The sequence below is a fragment of the Caulobacter sp. FV2ye17ST genome (assembly GCF_058680955.1).
In genome coordinates this window covers 1,075,805-1,091,520 of sequence record NZ_CM178727.1, presented here as the reverse complement: position 1 = coordinate 1,091,520, position 15,716 = coordinate 1,075,805, and the positions used below count along the sequence as shown (strand labels likewise).

Below are 15,716 nucleotides of genomic sequence, written 5' to 3'. Positions count from 1 at the left end.
GGAAGGAGGGCCGGCGCTTGATCCAAGGCGCGGAGGTTGGGGAGGCGACGCCTTAGAAGTTGTATCGCAGCCCGACGAAGAACTGCCGCCCGCTGTGGGTGTAGACGTTGAGACGGTTGCTCTCGCCGACATACTGGTCGTTGAATTCGTCGGTCAGGTTCACGCCTTCGAACGACAGCTTCAGGTTCGGACGCAGGGCGACGGTAGCCTGCATGTCGAAGTTCAGCGTCTCGTTGGTGCCGTGATAGGCGTTGCCGTCGCTGCCCGGCACCTGGGTCAGATAGCCCGAGCGATAGGCGGCCGAGCCGCGCACGCTGAACCGGTCGGTCTCATAATAGATCGTCGCGTTGGCGGCGTTCTTGGACAGGCCCACCAGGGTGGCGTTGACCGTCGGCGCGCCGGGCGTGGTCGAGGTCAGGTACTCGATGTCGGAGTTGACGTAGGTGTAGTTGGCGATGAAGCCGAAATTGCTCCAGAAGCCCGGCAGGAAGGTCAGGGGTTGCTGCCAGTTCAGCTCGACGCCCGACAGATCGCCGCCGTTGGAATTGACCGGCTGGGTGACCTGGAACACTTCGCTGGAATTGGCGCCGGTACCGGCCAGCAGCGAGTCCGGCAGGCCAAGCGTGTTGTAGACGGCTTCCTGGCGCAGGGTGGCGACGAAGGTGTCGATCCGCTTGAAGAAGACGCCGGCGGCCAGCATCGTCCCCTTGGCCGGGTACCATTCCAGCGACAGGTCCAGGTTGGTCGACTTGGTGGGATCCAGGTCCGGATTGCCCGAGCTGAAGTTGCGGTTAGCGCCCTGGACGTTGACGTCGCCGCCGGGGGACAGCGAGCCGATGCCCGGGCGGGCGATGGTCTGGGCCGTGCTGATGCGGGCCACCACGGTGTCGGTGACATCGGCGGCCAGGTTGAAGGCCGGCAGGGTCAGGTCGTAGTCGCGGTGGGCGTCAACCCGCTGGATGACGCCGCCGACAGCGGCGTAACCGGCCGACTCCTGCTTGGTCTGGACGTGGCGCAGGCCGGCGTCGCCGCGGAACGGCAGACCGAAGGCCTGGAAGCGGAAGTCGGCCTGGACATAGGCGCCCGTGCTGGCCTCCTGCACCGCGCCATACTGGCCGCGCGCCGAGCTGTTGTTGGTGTTCGTCAGGGCATAGATGCCGGTGTTGCTGTAGATGCCGAACTTGGCGGCATAGGCGTCGATGTCGGGAACCAGCCAGGCGGTGGCGTTGCCGGCGGGCAGGTCGAGATTGCGGCCAAAGCCGCTGAACACCTTGGACACCGAGGCCAGTTCGGCGGCGGTCAGGGTCTGGCTGACGGTCTCGCTGGTGCGATAGGCGCCGTAGCTGTCGTACTCGAACTTGCGCCAGTCGACGCCGGCCTTGATCGTCAGGTTCTCATTGGCGTCCCACTCGCCGTAGATCTTGGCGGTCGAGAACTGGTTCTCGACGAACTGGGGACGGATGCGCACTTCCGACGTGCCGTTGATCGCCGACCAGTTAGCCGGATTGGTCGGGTCAAAGCCCAGATCGATCTTGGGCAGCCGGCCGTTGCGGAAGTCGTAGCTGTAGCCCTGGGTGTTGGCCCGGTCGAAGGTGATGATGGTCGAGACCGGCTGGGTGAAGGTCGAGTCCGCATAGCCGGCGATGACGCCCGTGCGGATGTTGGAGCCGAAGTCGCGCGTGCCGGTGAAGGTGAACTGCTTGAACTCGGTGTGCAGCTCGTCATAGGCCGACTGGGTGCGCAGATCGACATTGTCCATGCGCGCATAGACCAGGTTGTTCCCTTCCACGACGCCGTCGCGGATGATCGTCTGGGGCTTGCCGACCCCGGACCGCGACAGGCCGATGGCCTGCAGCTGGGCTTCCTTGCGGGTGCCGTCGAGATAGGAATACAGCGCGTCCAGGGTCAGGACGGTGTCTTCATCGGGCCGGAACTGCACCGAGCCGGTGACGCCCAGGCGCTTGGAATTGATGTCGTAGCTGACATAGGACGGGATGCGCGGGGCGAAGATGCCGCCAGCGGCCGTATTGTTGTTGATCTGGGCGATCGTGTAGCCCGGCACGGTCGAGGCCGCGTTGAAGCCGCCGTTGCTGCCGCCATAGGTCCAGCGCGTGATGTTGGCGCCTTCTTCCTTCAGGTGGCGCTGCTCATAGGCGACCGAGACCAGGGCGCCGAGCTTGCCGTCAAACCAGGTGCGGCTGGCCAGGGCCGACAGGCGCGGCGTCGTCTTCTCGGACAGGTCGTTGTAGCTGGCGGTCGCCGACAGCACGAGCTGGGGCTTGGGATTGTCGAACGGGCGGGCCGTCATCAGGTCGACCGTGGCGCCCAGCGAGCCTTCTTCCACGTCGGCCGAAGCGGTCTTGCGGACGGCCAGGCTGTTGAAGAGGTCCGAAGCGAAGACATTGAAGTCAAAGCCCCGACCGCGATTGGTGCCGCCGCTGTTGGCCGTGCCGCCGGTGGTGGAGATCGCCTCCATGCCGTTGATGCGGACGCGGGTATATTCCGAGCCGAGACCGCGCACGGTGACCTGACGGCCTTCGCCATTGATCCGCGAGATCGAGACGCCCGGGATGCGTTGCAGGGATTCGGCCAGGTTCAGGTCGGGGAACTGGGCGATGTCCTCAGCCTTGATGGCGTCGACGACGCCGCTTTCGGCGCGCTTGAGGTTGATGGCGCTGGCCAGGCTGGCGCGGAAGCCGGTGACCACCACCGCCTCGACCTCGTCAGCCGCCGGCGCGGGGGCCGCGTCCTGGGCATGGGCGACGCCGGCCAGCGTGACCGCCATCATCGAGACGCCGCCGGTCAGCAATGCGCGCAGGCCATTTGTGGTGTTGAAAGCCATGGTTCCCTCCCAAGCCCGCCTTTGCGGGTCACGTTCTTGTCCGGGCCGGGTTCCGCGCCGCATCGCGGCGACAGGTCCTGGCCCTTGTGTTCGAGGCAAACGATAGGGTCGAGGATCTGGCCAGGGCCAATCCTAATCGGGCATGGACCTATGCGTGATTTGCACCGATTGGCCGACGAGGCCCGCAGACAACGGCAAAATCCCGACGTTTCCCAACGAAACCGCGCCTGACGAGGGATGGCGGGACCGCCCATTCATGCCGATCTGACCTCAATCCATGTCCCGCGTGGATCGGTCCATAGGCGATTTGACTTAGACCTGACCGTCGCTCGCCTCTAGCTTCCGCGCTGCAAGCCTCCCGAGAGCGGAGGCGATGAGGATGGAAACGCGATGACCGGTACGGACGCGGACAAGGCCAAACGCACACGCGTGCGCTGGCTGATCATCACGGTGTTGTTCGTCATCACCACGATCAACTACGCCGACCGGGCCACCTTCTCGATCGCGGGCCAGTCGGCCTCCAAGGAACTGGGCCTGGACCCGGTGGCCATGGGCTACATCCTGTCGGCCTTCGCCTGGGCCTATGTGCTGGGCCAGATCCCGGGCGGCGCCCTGCTGGACAGGTTCGGCTCCAAGAAGATCTATACCGCCGCCCTGGTCCTGTGGTCGGGCTTCACCATGCTGCAGGGCTTTGCAGGCATCTGGAGCGGCCTGGCCGCCGCCGTCGCCCTGTTCGTCATGCGCTTCATGGTGGGTCTGGCCGAGTCGCCCTCCTTCCCCGCGAACGCCCGCATCGTCGCCGCCTGGTTCCCCGGACCCGAGCGCGGCACGGCCTCGGCGATCTTCAACTCGGCCCAGTATTTCTCGCTGGTCGCCTTCGCGCCGCTGATGGGCTGGCTGGCCCACAGCTTCGGCTGGCGTTCGGTGTTCTTCGTGATGGGCGGCGTCGGCATCGTGGCCGCCTTCTTCTTTGTCAGACTTATCCATAGCCCTGTGGATAGTCCGAGCATCAACCAGGCCGAGTTCGACTACATCGAAGCCGGCGGCGGGCTGGTGCGCATGGAAGAGAAGAACGCCGCCAACGGTGCGGCCTTCAACTGGGCCAACGTCAAGCAGGTGCTGACCAGCCGCATGCTGCTGGGCGTCTATCTAGGCCAGTACTGCATCAATGTGCTGACCTATTTCTTCGTCACCTGGTTCCCGATCTACCTGGTCAAGGAGCGCGGCCTGTCGATTCTGCAGGCCGGCTTCACCGCCGCCCTGCCCGCCCTGTGCGGTTTCGCCGGCGGCATCCTGGGCGGCATGATCTCCGACGCCCTGCTCAAGAAGACCGGCAACCTCGACATCGCCCGCAAGACGCCGCTGCTGCTGGGCATGGTGCTGGCCACCAGCATCATCCTCTGCAACTTCGTCGAACAGGAGTGGCTGGTCATCGTGATCATGGCCGCGGCCTTCTTCGGCAAGGGCGTGGCCTCGCTGGGCTGGGCGGTGGTGGCCGACACCTCGCCCAAGGAGATGGCCGGCGTCACCGGCGGCATCTTCAACACCTTCGGCAATGTGGCCGGCATCGTGACGCCCATCGTCATCGGCTATATCGTGGCCGGCACGGGCTCGTTCGACGGCGCCCTGATCTTCGTGGGCGCCCACTGCGTGATCGCCATCGCCGCCTACTTCCTGATCGTGGGCAAGATCCAGCGCCTGCAACTGAAGCCAGCTTGAGTAAGGGCTCAACGATGACCACGCGCCGCCGTTTCCTCGGCTCCGCCTCGGCCCTGCTGCTGGCCGGGATCGCCGCCCCCGCCCTCGCCGCCCCGCTGGCGACGATCAGCAGCCCGATGGCGCCGCCCGACTGGGCGCTGCTGGAGCGGCAACTGCTGCACGCCCACACCGCCGCGTGCGAGGCCTTCTATGCCCGCTATTTCGACGAGCGCGGCTATCTGCTGGCCATGGAGCGCTGGGGCGCCAATGACGGTCCCGACGACGCCGTCGAGAACGTCAATGACTGGCCCCACCTGCATGCGCTGGGCGGCGACGACCGCATCCTGGAGCTCTACAAGAAGGTCTGGGAAGGCAATATCCGCCAGTACACGGCGGCAAAAACCAAGGACGTGCCGTTCGCCCGCGACGGCATGTACTACAAGGAATTTCCGGTCCAGATCGACTGGCAGCACATCAGCGAAGGGCTGTCGGTCTTCAATCTGCAGGGGCTTTCCGACCCCTACGATCCGCGCTTCCGCGACCGAGCCAAGCGCTTCGCCGGCTTCTACATGAACGAAGATCCGGGCGCGCCGAACTACGACCCCAAGGTCAAGATTATCCGCTCGATGTTCAACGGCAGCCGCGGCCCGTTGATGCGCAAGGCCACAGCCCTGGACTGGGCGGGCGACCCGTTCGAGGTGGCCGACCGCTTCCAGATGGAGCACGGCGAGCGAACCTACGAAGAGACCCTGCACCACTACGACGAATACACCGACATCGTCGGCGACAGCCCGCTGAACCTGCACGCCACCACCCTGGCGCTGAACGCCTACATGCTGGAGCAGAACCCCAAGTACAAAGCCTGGATGCTGGAATACCTGGACGCCTGGATCGAGCGGGCCAGGGCCAATGGCGGGGTGTTGCCGTCCAACATCGGCCTGGACGGCAAGATCGGCGGCGAGACCGGCGGCAAGTGGTGGGGCGGAACCTACGGCTGGGGCTTCAGCCCCGTGGTGCCGCAGACCGGCAAGCGCGAGGATCGCAACCGGGTGCCGCGCGCCATCGTCGCCTTCATGAACGCCTATCTGATCACCGGCGACGACAAGTACCTGGACGTCTGGCGCAAGCAGAACGACGTCATCAACGCCCAGAAGAAGGTGATCGACGGCAAGCCCTCGACGCCCCGGATGTATGGCGACAACGGCTGGTACAGCTTCGTCCCCGGCGACTACACCGCCAACACCTGGGAGATCTGGTACCTGACGATGAAGGCCTCGGACCGCGCGCGGACCGGCGGCGACCATCCGTGGGTGTCATTCCTGGAAGGCAAAAACCCAGGCTATCCCGGGCAGGCCCTGCGCGCCGATCTCTCCCGCCTGCGCGAGAAGATCCAGGCCCAGCTCGACGACAAGACCACCCCCGACACGCGCCTCGCCGACAACGCCCTGGACATCAATCCAGCCAGCGTCACGGCCCTGATGCAGCTGATGCAGGGCGCCATCCACATCGCCCGTCCGCCGTGGACCAAGACCTCGCCCAACCAGGGCGGCGCGCCGCTGCATGCAAGGCTGCGCTACTTCGACCCTGCCCGGAAGCGGGCGGGGATCCCGCCTGACGTGGCGGCTCTGGTCGAGGGCATGACGGCCGACGAGACGACGGTGACGCTGGTGAACGTCAATCAAAGCGAAGCCCGGGACGTGGTCGTGCAGGGCGGCGGCTATGGCGAGCATCAGGTGATCAGCTACGCGCTCGACGGCAAGACCGTGCCGGTCGGGGTATCGGCCTTCACCGTGCGACTGGCGCCAGGCGCTGGCGCGCGGCTGGTGCTGAAGATGAAGCGCTACGCCAACCAGCCGACGCTGAGCTTTCCGTGGGATCGCGCCTAGGCGACTAGGTCCCCTCCTTCAGGAACGGAGCCACCGAGAACAGCTCCCGCTCCTCCCGACGCGGATCGTCGACGATCTTCGACGTCACATCGATCACCAGCGTCTCGCGCTTGGGCAGCGTGTACTTCCCCCACGCCGGGATCGCCGCGCAGTTCGGGTCACCCGTCCGGGCAAAGGCTATGAACGCCTCGCTCATCTGATGCGCCACGGCCCTGGCGTCCGGCCCGGTCCCGGTGCGAGAGCCCGGCGCGGCGAGGTTGTCGAACACCAGGGCGATATCGAAGCTGTGGTAGGCGCGCATCTTTCCGCCGTCGATCGGCGAGCCGAAGTCCAGCTGGTACATCCAGGCCGGCGCGCCGATCCTGGCCCGCTGCTCGGCCTGGATCAGGTGGCCGGGCCAGGACCGCCCGGCGGTGGTGGCGGCGAAGAAGACTTCCGACGGCGTGTAGCGCGGATAGAGCTCGCGATAGCGTTTGACGATCAGCGCCGGCGCGACATCCAGCACCAGTTCCGGACCCAGTCGCGCGGGAAGCTCTTCCCAGGTCAGGTCAAAGTTCTTCGGATCGCCGCCCAGGAAGGCGCGGGTCTCGTCGTGGGTGTTGCCGATAATCATGGGGATGTGGCCGCTCTCGCGCGGGGCGTCCGGATAGAACGGATGGCGCGCCAGCACACCGCCATCCATCACCGACCAGAAGAGGATCGAGCCCTTGAGCTCGATGGGTTCGGGCATCTTCAACGCCTCGACCAGCCTGTCGGCCGGCAGGGTTCGCAGCCCATCGACCTGATCGGGCCGCAGGCCCAGCTGCTTCATGAAGGCCCTGGCGCGCAGCTCGGCGTGATAGGGCCCCATGGCGGTGACGTGCTGCCCGCTCATGGTGGCGACCTTGTGCATCAGCCCCTTGGCGACCGGCATGGCCATCAGCGTCACCAGCTTGGCGCCGCCGCCCGACTGGCCGAACGCCATGACGTTGTCGGGATCGCCCCCGAAGGCGGCGATGTTGTCGCGCACCCACTTCAGGGCCAGCACCAGATCCAGATTGCCGACATTGCCGCTGTCGGCCAGGTCGGGTCCGCCCAAAGTCGCCAGATAAGCATAGCCGAACACATTGAGCCGGTGATTGACCGTCACCACCACGACGTCGCCACGCCTGGCCAGGTTCAAGCCGTCATACAGCGGATCCGAGCCCGAGCCGTTGGCGTGAGCCCCGCCGTGGACATAGACCATCACCGGCCGCTTCTTGCCGTCCAGCGCCGGTGTCCAGACATTGAGGAACAGACAGTCCTCGCTGGTGGGCTCCCTGGCCTTGGTCTGCGGGCTGGCCGGACCATAGGCCACGGCGTCCGCCACGCCGGTCCACGGCGTCGGCGGGATCGGCGGCAGGAAACGGCGCGGACCGGTGTCGGCGCCATAGCGCACGCCCTTGAAGACCTTGATCCCCTGGACCTCGGCTCCGCGCACCTTGCCGTATTGGGTCGTGGCGACGGGCGCCTTGGGCGCGGCTTTCGCGGATGACAGTCCAGCCAGGCCTGCTGCGGCGGCTCCGGCCAGGACGGCGCGGCGATGGGTGGTCATGGGCGGTCTCCCCAATAGTGTTTTGGCCCGCCCTGTTCGGAGAAGGCGTGGTTAGGCCTCGCCCGTCTCCACCGGCGAGGCTTCGGCCATGCACAGGTCGATGAACGAGGCCAGGATCGGGCTGTCATTGTCCTTGCGCCAGGCCATGTAGAGCTCGACCGGGCGATCGGGCGTGGTGGCCACGGGGCGGAACTGCACGTCGTCGAAATGCAGGCTCATCGCCGCTTCCGGCACCAGGGCGGCGCCCAGACCGGCATGGACCAGGGCCAGCATGGAGTGGATCTGGGTGACGTGCTGCACGTAGTGCGGCGACACCCCGTTGGCGTCGAACAGCGTCGTCAGCATGTTGTAGAAATAGCCTGCCCCCTCGGGCGAATACATGATCAGCGGGGCGGCGTCGAAATCGGCGAGGGTCAGCGAACCCTTGGCCAGGCGGGGATCCCCCGTCGGCAGGGCTGCGACCAGCGGCTCGCTGAGCACGCGGGCGGTCACGAACTCGGCGCGCTCCATGGGCGGGCGCACCAGACCCACATCGATCCGGCCGGTGAGCAGGGCCTCGACCTGTTCGCTGGTGACCATCTCCCGAAGGGTCAGGTCGGCGTTGGGCAGGCGGGCGCGCGACAGGATCACCAGACGCGGCAGGAAATTGTAGCCCGAGGCCGCCGTGAAGCCGACGGCGATCTGGCCGGCGTCGCCGCTGGCGATGCGACGGGTGGCCAGGGCCGCGCTCTCGGCCAGACGCAGGATGCGGCGGGCCTCCAGCAGGAAGGCTCGGCCGGCCGGGGTCAGGCGCACCGAGCGGCTGGTGCGGTCCAGCAGCACCACGCCCAGGATGCGCTCCAGCAGTTGCACCTGCCGGCTCAGCGGCGGCTGGGTCATGTTCAGGCGCTGGGCGGCGCGGCCGAAGTGCAGCTCCTCGGCGGTGGCCACGAAGCAGCGGAGCTGACTGAGTTCGAACATCGGAAAGCGCCCGCTGGAAATCCCTAGAGGGCGCGACGCTATCGTCTGGGACGGTGTCGCCGCCAGCGCCTTCTTCCCGAGCACGGGACTCGCATCACGAGGAAGAAGGCGCGTGACGGGCATCGGCCTCAGGTCAGGTTGAGCTTGCCGTCGACCCGGCGCACGAGACCCAGCGGGTTCTCGGGCTTCAGTTCGTCGGGCAGCAGCGAGACAGGCAGGTTCTGGTAGCTGACCGGCCGCAGGAAGCGGGCGATGGCCAGCGTCCCGACCGAGGTCGTCCGGCTGTCGGAGGTGGCCGGGAACGGACCGCCGTGGACCATGGCGTGAGCCACCTCGACGCCGGTGCCAAAGCCGTTGACCAGGATGCGGCCGGCCTTCAGTTCCAGGTCCGGCAGCAGAGCCGAGGCCAGGGCGTGGTCGGGCTCGTCCATGTGCAGAGCGATGGTCAGCTGGCCTTCGAGGGCCAGGATCACCTTGTGCAGCTGCGCCATGTCCGCGCAGCGCACCACGATCGAGGCGGCGCCGAACACCTCCTCGGCAAGGTGCGGGTGGGCGAGGAAGTCCGCGCCGGACACGCTGAACAGGGCCGCTTGCCCTTGGTTCTGTCCGGGCTCCAGCCCCTTGGCCACCTGGGTGACCACGGCGCTCTCGGCCAGCACCCGTACGCCGGCGGCGTAGACGCGGCTGATGGCCGGGGTCAGCATGGTCGCGGCGGGAACCGGCGACAGGGCCTCTTCAGCGGCGGCGAGGAAGCCGTCCAGCTCGGGACCTTCCAGCGCCAGGATCAGGCCAGGATTGGTGCAGAACTGGCCGGCGCCCAGCGTCAGGGCGCCGACGAAATCCTTGGCGATCGCCGGGCCGCGCGCGGCCAGGGCGGCCGGGAACAGCAGCACGGGATTGATGCTGCTCATCTCGGCATAGAACGGGATCGGCTCGGGGCGGCCCTGGGCGATGGCGGCCAGGGCCAGACCGCCGCGACGCGACCCGGTGAAGCCCGCGGCCTTGATGCGCGGATCGGCGACCAGGGCCTGACTGATCTCAAAGCCGGTGTCGTGGATCAGGCTGAAGACACCCGGGTGCAGGCCGCAGGCGGCCACGGCCGACTGGATGGCGCGGCCCATCATTTCCGAGGTTCCGGGGTGGGCCGGGTGCGCCTTGACCACGATCGGGCAACCGGCGGCCAGGGCCGAAGCGGTGTCGCCGCCCGCCACCGAGAAGGCCAACGGGAAGTTTGACGCCCCGAACACGGCCACGGGGCCGAGTGGAATGTTGCGCAGGCGCAGGTCCGGACGGGCCATCGGCTTGCGGTCCAGCATTGCCGGATCGATGCGGGTCTCCAGGAAACCGCCGTCGCGCAGCACCGCCGCGAACAGGCGAAGCTGGCCCGTCGTGCGGCCGCGCTCGCCTTCGAGACGACCGCGCGGCAGGCCGCTCTCTGCCATCACGCGGACGATCAGGTCATCGCCCAGCGCCTCGATATGCTCCGCGATGGTTTCCAGGAACGTCGCGCGGGCCTCGTAGGACAGCGCGCGATAGGGCTGGAAGGCCGCCGCCGCCTGGGCGCAGGCGGCCTCCAAATCCTGCAGCGTCGCGCCGCCGAACACGGTCTCCAGCGCTTCACCGGTCGCGGCGTCGATCCCGCGAAGTTCACCCTGGGAGCCGCGCGTCGCGCCGCCCCCGATCAGCAGTTCACCCGTTAGCCGCAAGTCGTTGGTCCTTGGGTTGGACGACGGCGATGAGAGCCTTCAGCTCTGCCAGTTCGCCGGCCGTCACATCGGTCAAAGGCGGCCGAACGGGACCAGCCCCCCGGCCAATGGCGGTCATGCCGGCCTTGACGATCGACACCGCATAGCCGCGACCGCGGTTGCGCAGGGTGATGTAGGGCAGCACGAAGTCACGCAGGCCATTCATGACCGTTTCCCGGTCGCGCGCCCGCACTGCCTTGTAGAACGAAAGCGCCCATTCCGGCATGAAATTGAAGATCGCCGACGAATAGGTGGTCACGCCCATCTCGAGATAAGGCAGCGCGAAGGTCTCGGCGGTGGGAAGCCCGCCGATATAGGTCAACCGATCGCCCATTCGCGCATAGACGCGCATCATCAGCTCGATATCCCCGACGCCGTCCTTGAAGCCCACGAGGTTGGCGTTGCGATCGCAAAGCTTTTCCAGGGTGTCTTCGTTAAGGATGGCGTTGTCGCGGTTGTAGACGATGACCCCCAGCGAGGTGGACTTGCAGACCGCCTCGACGTGGGCGGCCAGACCGTCCTGCGTCGAGTTCATCAGATAGGGCGGCAGCAGCAGGATGCCATCGGCGCCTTCCTTCTCGGCCGACTGGGCCAGGTCCGTCGCGATGGCGGTGCCATAGCCGCAGCCGGCGATGACGGGGACCTTGCCATTGGTCTCGGCGACGGCGGCGCGAACGACATGGGCGACTTCCTCAGGCCGCAACGAGAAGAACTCACCGGTGCCGCCGGCGGCAAACAGGCCGGCCAGCTCTCGCTGCAGCATCCAGCCGCAATGTTCGCGATACGCATCTTCCACGAACTGGTGCTGGTCGTCGAAATGGGTAACCGGGAAGGACAGCAGGCCTCCACCGATGATCTGCGCCATTTCGGACGGCGTCATTCTGCTCATGGAAGTCCTCGCTAATCGTGGGGCCGCATTTGGACCGCTGCCGCCCTCGTCGACCCTGACGCTAGAGGGCGCGGCGGCCAGGGTCTAAGCCAAAGGCGCTATGGACCGATGCGTGAATTGGCTTGATGGACCAGCGACTGCAGCGAAGGCGGCGGCCATTCCTGTGTGGACAGCGGATATCGGCGCATGGAGCGACATCGTTCCAAGAAATGGATGGGTGGCTGCGGGGGTGGCCGGACCGGATGGCGCAAGGTCATCGAGATTGCTACAGAGCGCCCTCGTCAAGGAGCCCTCGACAACATGGCCCGCAAACTCTCCGGCAAGGTCGTTCCCGACGTCACCGCCCTGGCCGACAAGGCCTGGTTCGACGCCAGGCCCGAGCGTGACTTCATGCTGCGCGACCCGGCGCCGTTTGAGTTCAGGGATCCGCTGGGCGAGGCGGGCGAAGGCTTCAGCTGGCGGGTGCTGGTGGTTCGGCTGGATGGCGGCTCGCGCCTGCGCCTGCCGATCTCGCTGGCCTGGGACCTGCACAACGATCACGCCAAGGAGCAGCACCTGGCCGTGATCTTCGAACAGGTCGCGCCGGAACAGGCAAAAGCCCTGCGCGCCGCGGCCGTCGCCAAGGCGCCGCGCGCCTAGCCAAGCAACAATCCCTCATCGCCCGACAGTCAAATCGCGCCCAATCCGATAAATTCCGATCTCGCCGAGCAAAATATTATTGCTCGATATTATTTTATATAGCCCGATGGAAAACTCAGGATTTTCTTCGGTTTTACAGACATTGCGCATCCGATATTTTTCGGATATGGTGTCCATATTAAATGACGATTTGGTTCGATTGCTCTCCAACGCTTTATCTCAGGATCGAGCTTCGAGCCCATCACGATCCTCTCCGAAAATTTGATCACGCGGCTTACATTCGAGCCGCGCGTCCCTTTTCACCTGAAAGGTGACCATCATGACGACCGGTACCGTGAAGTGGTTTAACTCCACCAAGGGCTTTGGCTTCATTCAACCTGACGACGGCGGCGCCGACGTGTTCGTGCACATCTCGGCGGTCGAGCGTTCGACCCTGGGCTCGCTGAACGAAGGCCAGAAGCTGTCCTACGAACTTGAGCGCGACCAGCGCAGCGGCAAGATGTCGGCCGGCCAGCTCCAAGCTGCCTAAGCCTAATCGGAGCGCGGGCCCGTCCCGCGCTCCAGCCTGGCTTTCCTGACTATCAACCTCGAATGACACGCGGGGTTCTCCCCCTTCGTAATCCGAGGCCCTATGAACGAAACTCTGCGCACCAACTTCTCCACCAGACTCCAGACCGCCGCCGACGCCAAGAAGGCGCTGCTTGAAAAGTTCAAGCCCAAGGCCGCCGTCGTCGATCCCAACTTCGAGAACCGCGACGCCGATAAGGCCGCCGAACTCCAGCAGGTTCGCGCCGATCGCGCCGAAGAACGCGCCGCCGCCCGCCAAGTCGTGGCCGACAAGATCCAGGCCGCCGAGCAAGCCATCGCCGACAGCGCCGCCGCCGTGCTCAGCCTCAAGCGTGGCGCCACCAAGGAACGCAAGGCCCTGTCCAGCGCCGAAGCCAAGGCCAAGCGCGACAGCAAGTACGCCGCCCGCAAGGCCCGCAACTAGCGTTCAGCTCTCCAAAGCACGATGAAGGCCGGGTCATTTCCGGCCTTTTACCCTAGACCTTTGACAGCGTTGTCGGCGCTGTGAACTTCTGTAGTGTGCCGCCACGGCCTTGGCCGAATGGACGCAAAGAGCTCCGCTACGCAGGGGCCGCTACGGGAGACCAGGAATGTCGGCAATCGCTACAGGACCAAACCGCCGCGCCTTGTTGGCGGGCGTAGCCGCCCTCGCCTTCGCCGGCGTCGCCCGCGCTGCGGTCGGCCCGTCCTCGCGGCACACTGCGATGATCAAGACCCTGATCGGCCAGATGACCCTGGACGAAAAGATCGGTCAGCTGAACCAGGCGCCCGGCGGCCGGCAGAGGGCGCTGAACTCCAGGATCGACGCGGCCCAACTGGATCTCGTGCGCAAGGGCGGCATCGGCTCGTATCTGCACGTGGCCGGCGCCGACTTCCTGCGCGAGCTGCAACGCGTCGCGGTCGAAGAGAGCCGGCTGAAGATCCCGCTGCTGTTCGGCATCGATGTGATCCACGGCTTCCGCACCATCTTCCCCGTGCCGCTGGGCATGGCCGCCACCTTCGATCCCGATGTCGTCAAGGCCTGCTCCCGCGTCGCGGCCATCGAGACCTCGGTCAGCGGCCTGCACTGGACCTTCACCCCGATGGTCGACATCGCCCGCGACCCGCGCTGGGGCCGGATCGTCGAGGGCGCCGGCGAGGATCCCTATCTGGGCTCGCGCATGGCCGAGGCCCAGATCCTGGGCCTGCAGGGCGAGGATCTCGCCGGCAAGGATGTGATCCTGGCCTGCGCCAAACACTTCGGAGCCTATGGCGCGGCCGTCGGCGGCCGCGACTATGACAGCGCCGACCTCTCCGAGCGGACGCTGCAGGAAGTCTACATGCCGTCCTTCCACGCCTCGGCGAGGGCCGGCGCGGGCAGCTTCATGACCGCCTTCAACGACATCGGAGGCGTGCCGACCACCGCCAACCAGGCCCTGGTGCGCGGCCAGCTGCGTGACCAGTGGGGCTATCAGGGTCTGGTGGTCAGCGACTGGAACGCCATCCTGGAACTGATCAATCACGGTGTCGCCGAAACCCCGGCCCAGGCCGCCGCACTGGCTCTCAAGGCCGGTGTCGACATGGACATGGCCGGCGGCGTCTATGCCGGTCACCTGAAGGAAGCGGTCGCCGCCGATCCCTCGCTGACGCCCTATCTGGACCAGGCCGTCGGCCGGGTGCTGGCGGTCAAGGCGCGGCTGGGCCTGTTCGACGACCCCTTCCGATTCGGCGACACGGGGCGGGAGAAGACCGAGCTCAACTCTCCCGCCCACCGCGCCATCGCCGGCGAGGCGGCGCGCAAGGCCATCGTGCTGCTCAAGAACGAGGGCGGCCTGCTGCCCCTGTCGCCGGCCGGCAAGCGCATCGCGGTGATCGGCGCCTTGGCCGACGACGCCTCCTCGGCGCTGGGCTCATGGCGGGCACGGGGGCAGGTCGGCGACGTGAAGACCCTGCTGACCGCCCTGCGCGAGCTGTCCGGCAGCGCCATCGACTACCAGCCCGGCGCCGCGCCACGCGGGGACGACGCCTCGGGTATTCCCGCCGCCGTCGCGGCCGCAAAGGTCGCTGACGTCGTGCTGCTGGTGATCGGCGAGGATTTCGATCACAGCGCCGAGGCTCGCAGCCGCTCGGAGATCACCCTGCCCGGCGTGCAATCGCAACTGGCCCAGGCCGTGCTGGCGACGGGCAAGCCGGTGGTCGTGGTGCTGATGAACGGCCGCCCGCTCGCCCTGGCCGATATCCTGGGCAAGGCCGCCGCCGCGCTGGAAACCTGGTTCCTGGGCGTAGAGAGCGGCCCGGCCATCGTCGATATCCTGACCGGCAAGGTCTCCCCTGCGGGCCGCCTGCCCGCCGGCCTGCCGCGCAACGCCGGGACCAGCCCGACCTTCTACGCCCACATGCCCTCGGGCCGTCCGGCCGATCCGGACCTGACCAAGGACAGCGCCCGCTACCACGATGTGGAGATCGGCCCGCTCTACCCGTTCGGCCACGGGCTCAGCTATGCCAGCTTCGCCTATGCGGACCTCGCCATCGACAGGCCCAGCATCGGGCCGGACCAGTCCGTCGCCATCAGCCTGTCGGTGACCAATACCGGCAAGATCGCCGCCGACGAGGTGGTGCAGCTCTACATGCGCGATCCGGTCGCCTCGGTCGCCCGGCCGGTCAAGGAGCTGCGCGGCTTTATCCGCCTGGCCCTGAAGCCCGGAGAGACGCGCCGGGTCACCTTCCACCTGCACGCCAGGCAGACCGCCCTCTGGAAGACCGCCGACCAATGGCGCGTCGAGGCTGGGCGCATCGATGTGATGGTCGGCGCATCATCTGAAGACATCCGACTCAGAGGCAGCTTTGCCATCACCCACTCGACCAACACGATGGAGCCCGCTGCGTCGCTGCATACGCGGGTGTCGATGGGGTGATGGACGAGCCTGCGCGAAAGCTA

11 protein-coding genes are annotated in these 15,716 nt (G+C 66.7%); 6 read left to right on the top strand and 5 right to left on the bottom strand.

What is annotated here, in order from left to right:
* Positions 1 to 52 precede the first annotated feature (52 nt).
* Positions 53 to 2,842, bottom strand: coding sequence for a TonB-dependent receptor (locus tag ACW17V_RS05135; protein ID WP_492107798.1), 2,790 nt, complete (start codon positions 2,840 to 2,842; stop codon positions 53 to 55).
* 390 nt (positions 2,843 to 3,232) lie between these two features.
* Here ACW17V_RS05135 and ACW17V_RS05130 point away from each other — a divergent pair, with 390 nt between their 5' ends.
* A complete protein-coding gene (locus ACW17V_RS05130; RefSeq protein ID WP_492107797.1) occupies positions 3,233 to 4,561 on the top strand; it encodes an MFS transporter in 1,329 nt (442 codons plus the stop codon).
* 14 nt (positions 4,562 to 4,575) lie between these two features.
* Positions 4,576 to 6,426 carry a DUF8034 domain-containing protein gene (locus ACW17V_RS05125; protein WP_492107796.1) on the top strand — a complete coding sequence of 617 codons (1,851 nt, stop codon included), beginning with the start codon at positions 4,576 to 4,578 and terminating at the stop codon, positions 6,424 to 6,426.
* Between the two features lie 4 nt (positions 6,427 to 6,430).
* Here ACW17V_RS05125 and ACW17V_RS05120 read toward each other — a convergent pair whose 3' ends face one another.
* The 4 genes from ACW17V_RS05120 to kdgD all read right to left on the bottom strand — a co-directional run bounded on the left by ACW17V_RS05120 (position 6,431) and on the right by kdgD (position 11,593).
* On the bottom strand, positions 6,431 to 7,999 hold the full coding sequence (locus ACW17V_RS05120) for a carboxylesterase/lipase family protein (RefSeq protein WP_492107795.1): 1,569 nt from the start codon (positions 7,997 to 7,999) through the stop codon (positions 6,431 to 6,433).
* A gap of 51 nt (positions 8,000 to 8,050) precedes the next feature.
* Positions 8,051 to 8,959, bottom strand: a complete 909-nt coding sequence (locus ACW17V_RS05115) for a LysR substrate-binding domain-containing protein (RefSeq protein WP_492107794.1) — start codon at positions 8,957 to 8,959, stop codon at positions 8,051 to 8,053.
* A gap of 128 nt (positions 8,960 to 9,087) precedes the next feature.
* Entirely contained in the window at positions 9,088 to 10,665 is a 1,578-nt protein-coding gene (locus ACW17V_RS05110; protein WP_492107793.1) for an aldehyde dehydrogenase (NADP(+)), read from the bottom strand.
* Complete coding sequence (kdgD, locus tag ACW17V_RS05105; protein WP_492107792.1) at positions 10,649 to 11,593, bottom strand: 5-dehydro-4-deoxyglucarate dehydratase; 945 nt, start codon at positions 11,591 to 11,593, stop codon at positions 10,649 to 10,651. Before kdgD ends, ACW17V_RS05110 begins: the two co-directional genes overlap by 17 nt.
* Before the next feature lie 300 nt (positions 11,594 to 11,893).
* Between kdgD and ACW17V_RS05100 the strand changes: the two genes are divergently transcribed.
* The 4 genes from ACW17V_RS05100 (at position 11,894) to ACW17V_RS05085 (ending at position 15,693) form a co-directional block, all read left to right on the top strand.
* Positions 11,894 to 12,232, top strand: coding sequence for a hypothetical protein (locus tag ACW17V_RS05100; RefSeq protein WP_492107791.1), 339 nt, complete (start codon positions 11,894 to 11,896; stop codon positions 12,230 to 12,232).
* A gap of 319 nt (positions 12,233 to 12,551) precedes the next feature.
* The gene (locus tag ACW17V_RS05095) at positions 12,552 to 12,761 is read left to right on the top strand and encodes a cold-shock protein (RefSeq protein ID WP_062148160.1); all 210 of its coding nucleotides are present in this window, start codon (positions 12,552 to 12,554) and stop codon (positions 12,759 to 12,761) included.
* A gap of 102 nt (positions 12,762 to 12,863) precedes the next feature.
* Positions 12,864 to 13,223, top strand: coding sequence for a DUF6481 family protein (locus ACW17V_RS05090; protein WP_492107790.1), 360 nt, complete (start codon positions 12,864 to 12,866; stop codon positions 13,221 to 13,223).
* A gap of 166 nt (positions 13,224 to 13,389) precedes the next feature.
* Positions 13,390 to 15,693: a glycoside hydrolase family 3 N-terminal domain-containing protein gene (locus ACW17V_RS05085; protein ID WP_492107789.1), complete on the top strand. Its 2,304-nt coding sequence runs from the start codon at positions 13,390 to 13,392 to the stop codon at positions 15,691 to 15,693.
* Positions 15,694 to 15,716: the final 23 nt, after the last annotated feature.

Bases quoted from the DNA above. Each gene is read 5' to 3' on its own strand.
- ACW17V_RS05115 (WP_492107794.1), bottom strand. From the start codon at position 8,959: ATGTTCGAACTCAGTCAGCTCCGCTGCTTCGTGGCCACCGCCGAGGAG.
- ACW17V_RS05130 (WP_492107797.1), top strand. From the start codon at position 3,233: ATGACCGGTACGGACGCGGACAAGGCCAAACGCACACGCGTGCGCTGG.
- ACW17V_RS05085 (WP_492107789.1), top strand. From the start codon at position 13,390: ATGTCGGCAATCGCTACAGGACCAAACCGCCGCGCCTTGTTGGCGGGC.
- ACW17V_RS05135 (WP_492107798.1), bottom strand. From the start codon at position 2,842: ATGGCTTTCAACACCACAAATGGCCTGCGCGCATTGCTGACCGGCGGC.
- ACW17V_RS05100 (WP_492107791.1), top strand. From the start codon at position 11,894: ATGGCCCGCAAACTCTCCGGCAAGGTCGTTCCCGACGTCACCGCCCTG.
- ACW17V_RS05125 (WP_492107796.1), top strand. From the start codon at position 4,576: ATGACCACGCGCCGCCGTTTCCTCGGCTCCGCCTCGGCCCTGCTGCTG.
- ACW17V_RS05095 (WP_062148160.1), top strand. From the start codon at position 12,552: ATGACGACCGGTACCGTGAAGTGGTTTAACTCCACCAAGGGCTTTGGC.
- kdgD (WP_492107792.1), bottom strand. From the start codon at position 11,593: ATGAGCAGAATGACGCCGTCCGAAATGGCGCAGATCATCGGTGGAGGC.
- ACW17V_RS05120 (WP_492107795.1), bottom strand. From the start codon at position 7,999: ATGACCACCCATCGCCGCGCCGTCCTGGCCGGAGCCGCCGCAGCAGGC.
- ACW17V_RS05090 (WP_492107790.1), top strand. From the start codon at position 12,864: ATGAACGAAACTCTGCGCACCAACTTCTCCACCAGACTCCAGACCGCC.